Origin of the sequence: Ochrobactrum sp. C6C9, from assembly GCF_022627935.1 — a bacterium.
GTDB lineage: Bacteria > Pseudomonadota > Alphaproteobacteria > Rhizobiales > Rhizobiaceae > Brucella > Brucella teleogrylli.
This window is the reverse complement of the sequence record NZ_JABXGB010000013.1, coordinates 63172-76519: the sequence shown is the minus strand read 5'-3', so window position 1 is coordinate 76519 and position 13348 is coordinate 63172. Positions and strand designations below refer to the sequence as shown.

Here is a 13348-nt window from a genome sequence, read left to right as displayed (position 1 = left end):
TCCTGGTAAAGTAAGTTTACCAATCAATCGTCTAAAGAAGTCAACAATCAGCAATAGGCACGTCCGGGGAGAGGATGGTGTCCGTTGCCTCTTCATCGGCAGACAGACCGGTGAAGCATTTTGCATTGAAGAGAGGAACGTTTTTCAGTCCAGGAAGGGAGGAAACCATGCCCTGGAATCAAGTATACGACCCTTTGGGCAGCATGTTCTGGTCAACATTGCTTGCCGCTTTGCCAATTGTCGTCCTGTTGGGCGGCATCGGCTTTCTCCATATGAAAGCTCATACTGCAGCAATACTCGGTCTTCTGACCGCTCTCATCATCGCCGTTGTAGGATTTGGTATGCCCGCCGACAAGGCAGGCGCAACTGCCGTCTATGGCGCGGCCTACGGGCTTTTGCCCATCGGCTGGATTATCCTGAACGTCATTTTTCTCTATCGCCTTACTGAACAGACCGGGCAATTCAACATTCTGCGCGATTCGATCGCCGGGATTACGCCGGATCGCCGTCTGCAGCTGCTGTTCATCGCCTTTTCCTTCGGTGCCTTCTTTGAAGGTGCGGCTGGTTTTGGCACGCCTGTCGCGGTCACTGCGGCGATGCTCATGGGGCTGGGCTTTGCCCCTCTCCCAGCTGCTGGCCTGTCGCTGATCGCAAACACCGCGCCTGTGGCCTATGGCGCGCTTGGAACACCAGTCATCGCGCTTTCCGCCGTGACCGGCATCGATCTTCTGCAACTATCAGGCATGATCGGGCGGCAATTGCCGTTCTTCTCGGTTATCGTGCCCTTCTGGCTGATCTGGGCCTTTGCCGGACGCAAAGGCATGCTGGAAGTCTGGCCTGCCTTGCTGGTTGCCGGTGTGGCCTTTGCGATTCCGCAATATCTGGTTTCAAACTTCCATGGTCCGTGGCTGGTCGACGTGGTTGCCGCCGTCTGTTCCATGGCAGCGCTCGCCGGATTTCTGAGAATATGGCAGCCGAAACGCATCTGGACTTCCACCAGTCTCGATGCCGACGAAGTCGCCGCGCCCTATACGCCACCGCAGCAACATGCGAGCGGAATCGTTTTCCGTGCGTGGTTGCCATGGCTGATTCTGTCAGTCTTCGTGTTTCTGTGGGGCACGCCACAGTTCCGTGCATGGCTCGACTCACTCTGGGTGCTGAAAGTGCAGGTACCTTATCTGCATAATCTGGTGTTCAAAGTGCCGCCCGTCGTCGCCGAAGCTCATGCGGAAGCGGCGGTCTATACGCTCAATCTGCTGTCGGCCACAGGGTCGGGCATCCTGCTTTCCGCCATCGTGGCGGGGCTGGTTCTGGGCTTCAATCCGTTCAAGCTGCTGAAGGAATACGGCAAGACTGCCTATGTGGTGCGCTTCTCGCTCATCACCATCGCGGCCATGCTGGCGCTGGGCTATGTCACCCGCTATTCCGGTACGGATGCCACGCTTGGTCTTGCATTCGCGCAGACCGGCTGGGTCTATCCGTTCTTCGGCGCAATGCTGGGTTGGCTCGGCGTTGCCCTCACCGGCTCGGACACGGCATCCAACGTTCTTTTCGGCGGCTTGCAGAAGATTACCGCCGAGCAGCTCGGGCTCTCGCCGGTACTGATGGCTGCCTCCAACTCGTCGGGTGGCGTCATGGGCAAGATGATCGATGCGCAATCCATCGTTGTCGCGTCCACGGCAACCCAGTGGTACGGGCATGAGTCGAAGATCCTGCGCTATGTGTTCTTCCACTCGGTTGCGCTGGCGTCGCTCATCGGTCTTCTCGTGATGGCACAGGCCTATCTGCCGCCATTTACCCATATGGTTCCGGCGGAAACCCTGCCTGCCATAACGCACTGATTGCCGATCAAGTCCGCAACAACCCACGCGAGCGCATGGCCGCGTGGGTTTTCTTTATCGGAACCGATGGCGCATTCGGGCGTTCCATTCTTACCCCTCACGTTAAGGAGTTGAATGTGAACAGAAACGGGCTTTATCTGATTATCGGCGCATTGATCGTCGTTGCCACCGGTCTGGCTTTTTACGTCTATCGCGAAGAGACGAAACCCGCCGGGATCGAGTTAAAAATCGGAGAAGGCGGTGTTTCCGTCGAGGAAAACTGACCTCTAAAAAGGTTATAAACATATAAACCGATTTAGATTTCAAGTGCTTACGCTTTGTGATGCAACGTTCTGGGCAGCTCCGTGTTATCTGCATCGCCAGATGAACGGAGGATCAAAATGAGTATCCAGACTGTTTCCGATGAACTTTATCGTCGTCACGAACGCGAATGGGCACAGTGGCGTGACGCAGTTGAAGAGCAGGAATCGAACCAGAAACAACAGGATAAGGTTTCCGGCGAGACGTCCGGACACTGATTAGCCTCTTCTCGAAGAATTGGATGCGCCGCGAAAGCGGCGTTTTCCGTTTGTGGCCTGCCCTTGCCCATTAAGCGCCAGGTAACGAAATGCGAAGGAAGACTTGTTAGCGTCTAGCCATCGCGATTCGAACAGGGGTCAGACATATGGCTGCACGGAAGCCCACCCGAAAAGCTGCACCGAAAAAGAGGTCCCGCTCCACCAAGGGCGGATCTGGTTCGTCTGCGCCTGTTCTGGCGTTGGCCGCCATCCTCGGTCTTGGCGCTTTCAGCCTATGGGCCACCTCGCAGCACAAAAGCCCGCAAGCCGCACTGACGGCGCTGTTCCCGCGCTCCGCGACCAATCCTTTTGCATCGACCCCGCCCCGCACGGAAAGCAAGCCCACGGTTACCGCAAAGGCTCCAGAAACGACCGCACTGTCGAAGGAGAAAGACAAGGACTATGGTGCAGCCGTTGGCCCTGTGCCGCGTCCGTCAGCGCCTGTAGCGCCTGTCGCTCCGAAGCCCGTTCAGCAGGCGGCGGCTCAAGCCCCAACTCAAGTCACCGTTCAAGCGCCGAAGCCGCCACGCCCGACCAATCAACTCGTCGCCTCAGCGCCGACCGGCCCGCATATGATGCCGCCGCGTGGCGTCAACACGCCTGCGCATTCGCCTTCGGTCGTCTATGCCCGGACGCAGCTGACCATTCACAAGAATGCATGGGACAAATCCGCAGCCATCGGCACCGTCGCAAAGGGACGCGAGATGCGCTCTTACGGCAAGACAGGGCGCTGGCATCGCGTCATCGTGCCTAAGACCAATATGATTGGCTGGGTTCATGAAGATCAGCTTGTCGGCGGTCGCAACAAGCCCGACAGCGCAACGCTGATCACCGGCTCGGTCACGAAGAAGCCCGAGATCGCTAAAAGCGCGCCTCTACAGACGCAGTCCCGCATCGTCCCGCCCAAGGCGGTTGGAGATAAGAATTAGGCTTTTTTAACTTCCGCAGCCATGGCTGCAATCTGCGGATCGCCACGAAGATATTCAAACCCGGCGCCGGTCAGTGACGACGTGTCCGCTGTCAGATCACCGAACAGCTGCTCATAGAGCCCCTTTTTTCCGAGTGCCGTCAACAGCAGGCGCATCAGCATTGGCGGCACGGGCAGAAGGCGCGTCGGACGCCCCATAGCCTTACGGGCGATGGATACCAGTTGCCGCGTTGAACGTGGTTTGGGTTCAGCCAGATGGAACACCCGCCCCGCGACTTTTTCAGCCGGAGCTTGCGACAGGAAAGCAAGTGCGCGGGCGGCATTCTGCAAGGATACGAAGCTGCGCTGGTTGTTCGCCATGCCGAACGGTAGCGGAAATGCACTATCGCAGAGCTTCATCAAGGCCCGGAGATTGGCGCGTGCACCGGGACCGTAGACGAGTACGGGACGCGCAATGACAACCTCGATGCCGGTCATCGCCAGCAGCGCCGCTTCCGCCTTCGCCTTAGCGCGTCCATAATCGTCGTCTGCCCTCGGCGATAGTGGCATGTCGGGCGTCAACGGCGTTGGATTTCCGGCAATGGTATAGATGGTTGAAACGAAGACGAAGCGTTTCACGCCCGCCTGTTTCGCCTTTTCGGCCAGTTCAACAGTCAGTCGGTGATTGACGGCATCGAAAGCATCAGCGTCCGGTCGTTCCGCGCCCGTGCGATGGGCAAGGGCCGCGCAGTGCACAACGGACTCCGTGCCGGAGAAATACGCATTCGCCAGATCGTTGCGAGAGAGGGGCGTGACCTGATGCCCTTCGTCATACAGCTGCTGCACAAGCGCGCTGCCGATAAACCCGCCTGCCCCCGTGACGACAATCTTCACCGTCAGCCTGCCTTGTCGCCCGTTTGGCCATCCGTATCAGCCAGCACCTGCGCCGCCAGCGCCCGCGTGATGCGGGTTTTCTGTTCCAGAGCCGCCCGGTCGAGCTTGTCGACAATCTGGATCGCAGACAGGAGCGAACGTTCAATCCGGCTGACCAGATAGGTCACGACATGCGGCTCAACGCTGACCTGACGATCGGCAAAAAGCTTGTGAATGACACCCGACAACAAAAGATCGTCCGGCTCGGCGATTTCCACCACGGTGGCCGCTTTCAGCCGCGAAGCGAGATCGGGCAGCTTTACGTTCCAGTTCGCGGGCCACAGGCGCGACGTCATCAGGAGTGACGGCCCGAAACCCTGCGCGGCATGCTGGCGAACGCTGTTGATGAGGTGAAACAGCCCCGTTTCATCGAACGGCGTGCCGCCAATATCGTCAATCAGCACGGCGCGCTCTGCCGCAGCCTGAACGATTTCATCGGTAATCCGCGCGGGATCGACCAGAAGCGCATCTGTACCTGCGCGCCAGATTTCGGCGAGATGCGTCTTGCCCGCGCCGGTAGGCCCGGCCAGGATCGTAACCGGCGATACCCAGTTCGGCCAGCGGTCGATAAGGTCAACCGCCGCACGGTTCGAGCCCGTGACGATCAGGTCTTCGCGGTGATAACCGGGCTGGTGTTCGAGATTCAGCGGAATCTGACGCGGGGCGTCACGCATCGCTGCCTCCCGCACATCCGTCCAGATTGCGGTTCAGTCTCATTTGTCCCTGCCTGCATTCGGGCCTGCATTCTCGCCTGCCTCGATCAGCGGCCCCGCATCCGGGTCGCGACGACGAAAGGCTGGATCGTACATCGGTGAATTGAGATAGCGATTCAAGGCAAAACGCACAAGCACCCCGACTGCCGCCGCAGCGGGCACAGCGACCAGCATTCCGGTGAAGCCGAACAGTGAACCGAACGCGAACAGAGCGAACATCAGCCATACCGGATGGAGGCCAACCGACGACCCAACCAGCTTGGGCTGGAGGATGTTTCCTTCCACGAACTGGCCGATGAAAAACACCGCCGCGACGGCACAGATCATGATCCAGTCTGGCCAGAACTGTACCAGCGCCACACCAATGGCGAGTGCCAGACCGACGAACGAGCCGATATAGGGAATGAAGGAGATCAGACCGGCAAAAAAGCCGATCAGCAGGCCGAAATTGAGCCCCGTCAGGGTCAGTCCCAGGGCATAATACGTGCCCAGAATGAGGCAGAGCGTGCCCTGCCCGCGAATGAAGCCTGCAACCGCTGCATTCATTTCGCGTGCGATCTGGCGCACCGTATGAAGTTGCGCGCGCGGCACCCAGGAATCGATGCGATTGACCATCCGGTCCCAGTCGAGAAGCATGTAGAAGGCGACGACCGGCGTGACGACGAAAAGTCCCGCAATATCGATCAGGGATTTCCCCGAATTCCACAGGGACTGCAGCAGCGTTGTCATGAAACCGGCGCCCTGCTGGACCAGCGCGCTGAGATTTTGCTGAATGACCGAACTGTCGATGCCGATATATTTCTTCAGCCATTGCGAGTTTTCGTTAGCGAGCAACGACTGCAATTGCGTGATGTATCCGGGCAGTTTGGAAATGAAATCGGCAAGCTGCGTCGCCAGAATTGGCACGATGATCATCAGCCCGACGACGAGCGCGATCAGAAAAACCAGCAGGATCACGACAGTTGCAGTCAGACGCGACAAGCCGAAACGCTGGAGCCTGTCAGCCACGGGATCAAGGAAGTAAGCCAGAGCCATGCCCGCCACAAAAGGCAGCAGCACCGAGCTGAACACCACCAGAAACAGAACGAACAAGGCCATTGTCGCGACCCAGAACATCGCCTGACGCCGCACCGTTGTTCCCGTCAAACTGCCGACTTCGACATTGACGTGGATATTGCCATCCGAAGCGATGGCATCCGTCTGGCGAATGACTTTGCTGCCAGCCGTCTGGTTGGTATCTGTTCTGGCGCTTGTCTGGCGTGTCGGCGTCGGCTTCTTGACCATATGGTTCCGTTCTCTGCAAATATCTGCTGGCAAAACAATATCAGAATTGCATTACCGGCATCTTATCGCTGATGCTCGGCTCATTCTGTACTAAGAGTAGACTGGCCCGCGCGAAATGCAAAGCCATGCGACACACGCAGTCATCGGCACGACAACGGCCGATCATGCGAAAAACTGGGCAGAATCCAGCAGAGTTTTGCGCTTTTCCCGCTTCTTGACCTTGCGGGCAGCGCCATCTCGTGGCATTGCGCGCTAGGGTCTGAACTCGATTAGGATTTGGAGCGCGGTATGAGCGAAAATCGCTCAGCTTTAGGAGCGAACGCGAAGGTGGAGTGTATCTCCATCAAGTGTTCGCGACGAAAAGATGAGGGATTTCCGTCATATTCCGAAGGAACGCGGTGGATTTTGTCCCAGAATGCGTCGAAAAGCCCTCATGGAGATTTACTCCATCACGGTCTTTTCTCCTATTCTAAAACAAAATCCAGCTCGCGCCGCGCCCGAAACCTAATCGAGTTTAGACCCTAGTGGATAGCACCCAGTTTCAGGAGCAGGCCATGTCCTCGGAAAACAAGCTCGACGGCCATAATGGCCTGACCTATGCGCAGGCAGGTGTCGATATCGATGCCGGCAACCTGATGGTTGAAAAGATCAAGCCACTCGTGCGTTCGACGCGCCGTCCCGGTGCGGATGGCGAGATCGGCGGTTTCGGCGGCCTGTTCGATCTGAAAGCGGCAGGCTTCAAGGACCCGGTTCTGGTCGCCGCCAATGACGGCGTGGGCACCAAGCTGAAGATCGCCATCGACGCTGACAAGCACGACACCGTTGGTATCGACCTCGTCGCCATGTGCGTGAACGATCTGGTTGTACAGGGTGCGGAGCCGCTTTTCTTCCTCGATTATTATGCCACCGGCAAGCTGTCGCCCGATCAGGGCGTGGACATCGTTGCAGGCATTGCCGAAGGCTGTCGTCAGGCTGGCTCGGCGCTGATCGGCGGCGAAACCGCTGAAATGCCCGGAATGTATCGCGACGGCGACTACGATCTGGCCGGTTTCGCCGTGGGCGCGGCAGAGCGCGACCGGCTGTTGCCGCGCGGCGATATTGCCGAAGGCGATATCATTCTTGGCCTCGCCTCTTCCGGCGTTCATTCCAACGGCTTTTCGCTGGTGCGCCGCATTGTTGAACTGTCCGGCCTCGGCTGGAAGTCCGATGCGCCATTCCAGCCGGGTTCGACGTTGGGTGAAGCGCTACTCACCCCGACCCGCATTTATGTGAAGCCGCTGCTTGCAGCCATCCGCGCTTCGGATGGTATCAAGGCGTTGGCGCATATCACCGGCGGCGGTTTCCCCGACAATATTCCGCGCGTTCTGCCTGAAGGTCTGGCTGCCGAAATCAACCTGACGGCCATCGCCGTACCGCCCGTTTTCTCCTGGCTTGCCAAGACCGGCAACGTGGAAGCCAATGAAATGCTGCGTACCTTCAATTGTGGTATCGGCATGATCGCCGTCGTCACGCCTGAAAAGGTTGACGAAGTGGTCGCGGCCCTCGTGGCTGAAGGCGAACAGGTCGTCACGCTCGGTCGCATGATCGCACGCGAAAAGGACGGCGTCGTCTATAAGGGCACGCTCGCACTATGAGCCGCAAGCGGGCCGTTATTTTCATCTCGGGCGGCGGCTCCAATATGGAGGCGCTGATCCGGGCTGCGCAGGCACCCGACTTTCCGACGGAAATCGTCGCGGTTTTTTCCGACAAGGCAGATGCAGGCGGCCTCGTGAAAGCGCAAGCCGCTGGCGTTGCCACACAAGTTTTCACGCGCAGGGATTTTGCGTCGAAGGAAGAGCATGAAGATGCGATCCTCGCCGCGCTGGCTACGCTGAAGCCTGATTTCCTCTGCCTCGCTGGCTATATGCGGCTTCTGTCCGGGCGTTTTATCGCGCCCTATGAAGGACGCATCCTCAACATCCACCCTTCCCTGCTGCCACTTTTTCCGGGCCTCCACACACATCAGCGCGCTATCGACGCCGGTGTGAAACTTGCAGGCTGCACCGTGCATCTTGTGACGGAAGGCATGGACGAAGGCCCCATTTTGGCTCAGGCTGCCGTGCCGGTCATCGACGGCGACACTGCCGACACGCTGGCGGCACGTGTTTTGAAAGCCGAACATCGGATTTATCCGCTCGTTCTGCGGCAGTTTGCGAATGGCCAGAAGGACGATGATGCGTCTCTAGCCGACGCGATGCTCGTGAGCGCCTGAGGGCGCTTCCGCGCATATGCGCGACAAATTCATCACACCCCGAGTTTTTTGTTAATAAAACTTTAATTTCCCGCAAAAAGCTCTAATTCAGATTTGTAACGGAACTTGCTTCGGCAATCCCCGTTATTGAGACGAGCCTATGCAGCCCCGTCTCTTTCAATATGTGTTCAAGAAGAGGACAAGATCATGTCTCTCCGTTTTTCGACTTCCTTCCTGTCCGCAATGGCCGTCATCTCCGGCATTGCTGTCACCGCTCCCGCCATCGCGGCAGACTTCGTAGCTCCTCCCGCTTCGGGTCGCACGCAGCCGCGTTCGGAAGTCGGCACCCTGACCTGCGACATTTCCCCGGCGATCGGTGTGATCATCGGCAGCCAGCAGGAGGTTGATTGTGTGTTCCGCCCTGCGCGCCGTGGTAATCCTTTGGAACATTACACCGGAACGATCACCAAGCTCGGCGTTGACGTCGGCTTTATCAATGGCGGCACTGTCGCCTGGGCCGTCTGGGCTCCGACCGTTCGTCCGGAAGGCGCACTCAAGGGCCGTTATGTCGGCGCTTCGGCCAATGCAGCCATCGGCATCGGTTTCGGCACGAACATCCTGACGGGTGGTTCTTGGAAGACGATTTCGCTGCAGCCGATTTCGGTTCAGGGCCAGCGTGGCCTCAATGCAGCTGTTGGTGTGTCCAAGCTGAAGCTGAACTACGCCGGTTAATCGTTAGTCTGCTTTACGGAAAAGCCGCGCCGAAGACATTCGGCGCGGCTTTTTATTACGCAAGTTTTCTGATCCAGATCTTTGTGTCATGCACCGCCAGACCGCCATAAGGAGCGGCGGGCTCCGCACCGAGCAGCGTATTGATCCCCTCGCCGCGCTCGAATGACGTGTTTGGAAAAATGCCTTCCGACACCACCACGCCGCGTTTTTGACCAGCGCGAAACACGGCGTGCAGCACCACTTCGCCGCGATGATTGCCGATCTCGATCCGCTCGCCATCGGCAATGCCAAGTTCCGCCGCATCGTCCGGATGAATCAGCAGTTCCGGGCGGATTTCCTTGGCCATAGAGGTCTGCGTTTCGGCAAAAGTCGAGTTCAGGAAATTATGCGCCGGTGATGTCGCGAGCCGGAACGGATGCTCGGCATCCGCCACCTCAATGACTTCCCAATAATCCGGGAATTCCGGGATCGAGTGGAACTCGCCTTGCAGGCCCATGACTTCCGGCGGACGGTCCGGTGCAGGACTACCCGTCCAGTCGGGACGGAAGCGGAATTTGCCATCCGGCCATTTGAAGCCATTGATGTAATGCGCTTCTTCAAATGGCGGCTGCTTATCGACAAAGCGTCGCTCTTTCAGTCCGTCGAAATGCGGCAGATCGCTATTGGCATTCATATTATCGATCAGCGTGCGCTCATCGACAGAAAAGCCCGGAAGATGCCCAACGCCCAGCCGGTTGGCTAGTTCGTTGATGACGAAAATATTCGGTCGCGCCTCGGCTAAAGGTTCGATCAGCTTTGGCCCAAGCACCACGTGCTGCTGGCCGCCGCCGCGATAAATATCGTCATGTTCGAGGAATGTGGTGGCAGGCAGCACGACATCGGCCATCTTGGCCGTATCCGTCATGAACTGCTCGTGCACGGTGACGAACAGGTCCTCGCGCGCAAAACCTTTGCGGACAAGACGCTGTTCCGGTGTCACATTCATCGGATTGGTGTTCTGGATGAGCATCGCCATGACGGGCGGGCCGTCATAAAGCGCCTCGCGATCGCCGGTGAGAACGCGCCCGATCTTCGACTGGTCGAGGAAGCGGATGGTCTTATCCTGCATCGCCCGACCTTCAATCTCGCGCTTGTCGAATTTGAAGATGCTGGCGTTAGAGTGAAACGCCCCGCCGCCTTCATGAAGAAAAGCGCCGGTCACACAAGCGATAGAGGCTGCGGCATGCATATTCACCGCGCCATTGCGCTGGCGCGTGAAGCCATAGCCAAGGCGGAAATAGGTCCGCTTGGTCTTGCCGACCAGATGCGCGAAGGCTTCGATTTCCTCAACCGTCAGACCGGTGATGGCGGAGGCCCACTCCGGCGTGCGGGTTGCCAGATGCGCTTCCAGCCCCTTCGGGTCATCGGTGTAGCGCTCCAGATAATCCCAATCGGCAAGGCCGTCGCGGAACAGCACATGCATGACGGCGCAAGCAAAGGCGCCATCCGTGCCGGGCTTGAGTACGATGCCCATATCGGCCTGTCGCACGGTCGCATTGGCATAAATGTCGATGACGACGATCTTTGCGCCGCGTTCCTTGCGCGCACGCACGGCGTGGGTCATGACATTGACCTGCGTTGCGGCAGCATTGGTGCCCCAGATCACCACCACATCGGCCTTGCTCATCTCACGCGGGTCGGGGCCGATCAGGCTTCCCGTTCCGGCGAAATAGCCGGTCCAGGCCATGTTCGTGCAGAAGCTATCGAATTGGTTGGAATAGCGCTTAGCGAAGCGAAGACGATTGATGGAATCGCGCTGAACAAGCCCCATCGTGCCAGCATAGTAATAGGGCCAGACGCTTTCACTGCCATATTCTGCTTCGGCTTTCAAAAACCGCTCGGCAATCAGATCAAGCGCTGCTTCCCAGGACGCCTGTTTCCATTCGCCCGCGCCCTTATCGCCGGAGCGTATCAAGGGGTGTTTCAGGCGATCCGGATGATGAACGCGTTCGGCATAACGCGCCACCTTGGCGCAGATGACCCCCGCCGTATAGCTGTTGTCCTTCGAACCGCGCACACGACCGATGGTGCGCTCGTCCAGAAGTTCGACGTCGAGCGCGCAGGTGGACGGGCAGTCATGCGGGCAAGCCGAATGACCGATCTTGATATTGGATATGGAAATTTGCTCGTTCATATTTCTTTATTACCGCAAGCGCTCACACGGCGAAATATGTTTTCAACGTAGGACCTCTAAGACAGACGAAGCGTAATCGCACCCAGCACAATCAGTGCCGCAGCCGCAAAACGCGGCAACCCTACCTTTTCCTTCAGCACGACCGCAGAAATGATCATGCCGAACAGGATGGCGGTTTCACGCAAGGCCGCCACCACGGCAATCGGCGCCATGGTCATCGCCCAGAGTGCCAGCCCGTAGGAACCGAGCGTCCCCACGCCGCCGATCAGCGCCGGACGCCAGCGATTGCGCATATAGCTGATAAAACGGTCGGGCTCGCGATAGAGCGCCCAGCCCGCCAACGGCACGGCATTGATGACAAACAGCCATAATGTATAGGAAAGCGGCGCACCCGACGCCCGCACGCCAAGACCGTCGATGATAGTGTAACCGGCGATAAAGCCGGCATTGGTCAGCGCCAGAATGGCCGTGCGACTGGAGGTGCCGCGATTGCGCCGCCTTGCTTCCAGCGCCATGGCCAGCACGCCTGAACAGATGAAGACAATGCCGAGCCAGCTCTTCCAGCCCATGACCTCGCCCACCAGCGGGGCGCTGACCAGCGCGACGAGCAAAGGCGGCGTGCCGCGCATGATGGGATAGGCCTCGCTCATATCGCCGGATTTATAGGCCGCCGCCACCAGCGACATATAGAAAGTCTGGGTGACGGTCGACATCAGGATATAGACCCAGCTGACCGCATTCGGCATCGGCAGAAATGGCACGATGAACAAGGCGATGAAACCGGCAGCGCCGGTCACGCTGGCGGCAGCGAAAAACTTGTCGCCGCTGCTTTTGACGATGGCGTTCCAGCTCGCGTGAAGAAACGCGCCAAACAGGACGATCAGAAGGACGCCACCGGACATTGCAAGCTCGACTCAGGTGAAGATGCGGTTGGTGACCGCTGTATGTCACATTTATGACAGTCGTGGCGAATCGGAAATTGGTATCCTCTTGCCGAAAGCGGAAAGCCGTGAAACAAGCGCGATCATGAATTATCGTCACGCCTATCACGCCGGAAATTTCGCGGATGTCGTCAAACACGTCATCCTCGCCCGTATCATCGACTATCTGAAGCGCAAGGATCAGGCCTTTCGCGTCATCGACACCCATGCGGGCATCGGACTTTACGACCTGAAAAGCGTCGAAGCGGGCAAGACCGGCGAATGGACGGGTGGCATTCACCGTGTCATCGAAGCGGTCGAAAAAGGCCAGATCGAACCGGCAGTGCTGGAACTGCTCACGCCTTATCTCGATGCAGTGCGGGCGGTGAACGCGGACGGAAAACTCCGCCACTATCCTGGTTCGCCTTATGTGACGCGGCATTTGTTGCGCAAGCAGGACCGCCTGTCAGCGCTGGAACTGCACCCGCAGGATGCGGCCAAACTGGCAAAGCGCTTCGACGGCGATTATCAGGTGCGCGTCATTGAACTCGACGGCTGGCTGGCGCTTGGCGCGCATCTTCCGCCAAAGGAAAAACGCGGCCTCGTGCTGGTTGATCCGCCGTTCGAAATTGAAGGCGAATTCGACCGTATGGTGGATGGTCTCGCCAAGGCGCACAAGCGCTTCGGCGGCGGCACTTATGCGCTGTGGTATCCGGTGAAGGACCGCAAGGAAACCGAGCGCTTCGCCAAGCGGCTTCATGAAACCGGGATTCCGAAGATCATGCAGATCGAGCTGGCGATTCGCCCGCCCTCATCCAAGCCGCGCCTCGATGGCACCGGTATGATTGTCGTGAATCCGCCCTATACACTCGAAAGTGAGATGCAAACCGTGCTTCCCAGCCTTACGAAACTGCTGGCCGAAGAAAAGGGTAGCAATTTCAGTGTTCGGTGGATACGCGGCGAGACGGATCGCTCTTGACCGCTGCCGCGTGCTGAAAGAAACTGCGCGAAGCAAAGCTTCGGCTATCACAGACATAAGCGCGCGCTTCGCGTTCGCA

The 13348-nt window shown here is 58.3% G+C and carries 13 protein-coding genes; 8 read left to right on the top strand and 5 right to left on the bottom strand.

Annotation, left to right across the window (positions count from 1 at the left end; all coding sequences use genetic code 11):
* Positions 1-167 precede the first annotated feature (167 nt).
* The 4 genes from HWD97_RS12480 (at position 168) to HWD97_RS12465 (ending at position 3327) form a co-directional block, all read left to right on the top strand.
* The gene (locus tag HWD97_RS12480) at positions 168-1841 is read left to right on the top strand and encodes an L-lactate permease (protein WP_109368696.1); all 1674 of its coding nucleotides are present in this window, start codon (positions 168-170) and stop codon (positions 1839-1841) included.
* A gap of 116 nt (positions 1842-1957) precedes the next feature.
* Positions 1958-2104 (top strand): hypothetical protein, encoded by a 147-nt coding sequence (locus tag HWD97_RS12475; RefSeq protein WP_109370203.1) that lies wholly within the window; start codon positions 1958-1960, stop codon positions 2102-2104.
* Between the two features lie 117 nt (positions 2105-2221).
* The gene (locus tag HWD97_RS12470; protein WP_371835077.1) at positions 2222-2359 is read left to right on the top strand and encodes a hypothetical protein; all 138 of its coding nucleotides are present in this window, start codon (positions 2222-2224) and stop codon (positions 2357-2359) included.
* 146 nt (positions 2360-2505) lie between these two features.
* Positions 2506-3327, top strand: a complete 822-nt coding sequence (locus HWD97_RS12465) for a hypothetical protein (RefSeq protein WP_109368695.1) — start codon at positions 2506-2508, stop codon at positions 3325-3327.
* Here the strand turns inward: HWD97_RS12465 and HWD97_RS12460 are convergent.
* Genes HWD97_RS12460 through HWD97_RS12450 form a run of 3 tightly spaced genes read right to left on the bottom strand, consistent with a single transcriptional unit; the run spans position 3324 to position 6235 of the window.
* A complete protein-coding gene (locus tag HWD97_RS12460) occupies positions 3324-4199 on the bottom strand; it encodes an NAD-dependent epimerase/dehydratase family protein (RefSeq protein ID WP_339439842.1) in 876 nt (291 codons plus the stop codon). The genes HWD97_RS12465 and HWD97_RS12460 overlap by 4 nt on opposite strands.
* Before the next feature lie 2 nt (positions 4200-4201).
* Entirely contained in the window at positions 4202-4912 is a 711-nt protein-coding gene (gene hdaA, locus HWD97_RS12455) for a DnaA regulatory inactivator HdaA (RefSeq protein WP_109368693.1), read from the bottom strand.
* A gap of 39 nt (positions 4913-4951) precedes the next feature.
* The gene (locus tag HWD97_RS12450; protein ID WP_109368692.1) at positions 4952-6235 is read right to left on the bottom strand and encodes an AI-2E family transporter; all 1284 of its coding nucleotides are present in this window, start codon (positions 6233-6235) and stop codon (positions 4952-4954) included.
* Between the two features lie 554 nt (positions 6236-6789).
* Here HWD97_RS12450 and purM point away from each other — a divergent pair.
* From purM to HWD97_RS12435, 3 genes are all read left to right on the top strand, one after another.
* Entirely contained in the window at positions 6790-7869 is a 1080-nt protein-coding gene (gene purM / locus HWD97_RS12445) for a phosphoribosylformylglycinamidine cyclo-ligase (RefSeq protein WP_109368691.1), read from the top strand.
* Positions 7866-8486: a phosphoribosylglycinamide formyltransferase gene (purN, locus tag HWD97_RS12440; protein ID WP_109368690.1), complete on the top strand. Its 621-nt coding sequence runs from the start codon at positions 7866-7868 to the stop codon at positions 8484-8486. Before purM ends, purN begins: the two co-directional genes overlap by 4 nt.
* Positions 8487-8672: 186 nt before the next feature.
* The gene (locus HWD97_RS12435) at positions 8673-9197 is read left to right on the top strand and encodes a DUF992 domain-containing protein (RefSeq protein WP_109368689.1); all 525 of its coding nucleotides are present in this window, start codon (positions 8673-8675) and stop codon (positions 9195-9197) included.
* 55 nt (positions 9198-9252) lie between these two features.
* Here the strand turns inward: HWD97_RS12435 and HWD97_RS12430 are convergent, their stop codons facing one another.
* Together HWD97_RS12430 and HWD97_RS12425 are read right to left on the bottom strand one after the other, a co-directional pair.
* On the bottom strand, positions 9253-11370 hold the full coding sequence (locus HWD97_RS12430; protein WP_109368688.1) for a molybdopterin oxidoreductase family protein: 2118 nt from the start codon (positions 11368-11370) through the stop codon (positions 9253-9255).
* A gap of 56 nt (positions 11371-11426) precedes the next feature.
* On the bottom strand, positions 11427-12272 hold the full coding sequence (locus HWD97_RS12425) for a DMT family transporter (protein ID WP_109368687.1): 846 nt from the start codon (positions 12270-12272) through the stop codon (positions 11427-11429).
* 124 nt (positions 12273-12396) lie between these two features.
* Between HWD97_RS12425 and HWD97_RS12420 the strand changes: the two genes are divergently transcribed.
* Positions 12397-13269, top strand: a complete 873-nt coding sequence (locus tag HWD97_RS12420; protein WP_109370202.1) for a 23S rRNA (adenine(2030)-N(6))-methyltransferase RlmJ — start codon at positions 12397-12399, stop codon at positions 13267-13269.
* Positions 13270-13348 lie beyond the last annotated feature (79 nt).

What these genes read in the sequence shown, in the direction of transcription:
- HWD97_RS12480 (WP_109368696.1), top strand. Translation starts at nt 168, where the DNA reads ATGCCCTGGAATCAAGTATACGACCCTTTGGGCAGCATGTTCTGGTCA.
- HWD97_RS12470 (WP_371835077.1), top strand. Translation starts at nt 2,222, where the DNA reads ATGAGTATCCAGACTGTTTCCGATGAACTTTATCGTCGTCACGAACGC.
- HWD97_RS12465 (WP_109368695.1), top strand. Translation starts at nt 2,506, where the DNA reads ATGGCTGCACGGAAGCCCACCCGAAAAGCTGCACCGAAAAAGAGGTCC.
- hdaA (WP_109368693.1), bottom strand. Translation starts at nt 4,912, where the DNA reads ATGCGTGACGCCCCGCGTCAGATTCCGCTGAATCTCGAACACCAGCCC.
- HWD97_RS12450 (WP_109368692.1), bottom strand. Translation starts at nt 6,235, where the DNA reads ATGGTCAAGAAGCCGACGCCGACACGCCAGACAAGCGCCAGAACAGAT.
- purM (WP_109368691.1), top strand. Translation starts at nt 6,790, where the DNA reads ATGTCCTCGGAAAACAAGCTCGACGGCCATAATGGCCTGACCTATGCG.
- purN (WP_109368690.1), top strand. Translation starts at nt 7,866, where the DNA reads ATGAGCCGCAAGCGGGCCGTTATTTTCATCTCGGGCGGCGGCTCCAAT.
- HWD97_RS12435 (WP_109368689.1), top strand. Translation starts at nt 8,673, where the DNA reads ATGTCTCTCCGTTTTTCGACTTCCTTCCTGTCCGCAATGGCCGTCATC.
- HWD97_RS12430 (WP_109368688.1), bottom strand. Translation starts at nt 11,370, where the DNA reads ATGAACGAGCAAATTTCCATATCCAATATCAAGATCGGTCATTCGGCT.
- HWD97_RS12425 (WP_109368687.1), bottom strand. Translation starts at nt 12,272, where the DNA reads ATGTCCGGTGGCGTCCTTCTGATCGTCCTGTTTGGCGCGTTTCTTCAC.
- HWD97_RS12420 (WP_109370202.1), top strand. Translation starts at nt 12,397, where the DNA reads ATGAATTATCGTCACGCCTATCACGCCGGAAATTTCGCGGATGTCGTC.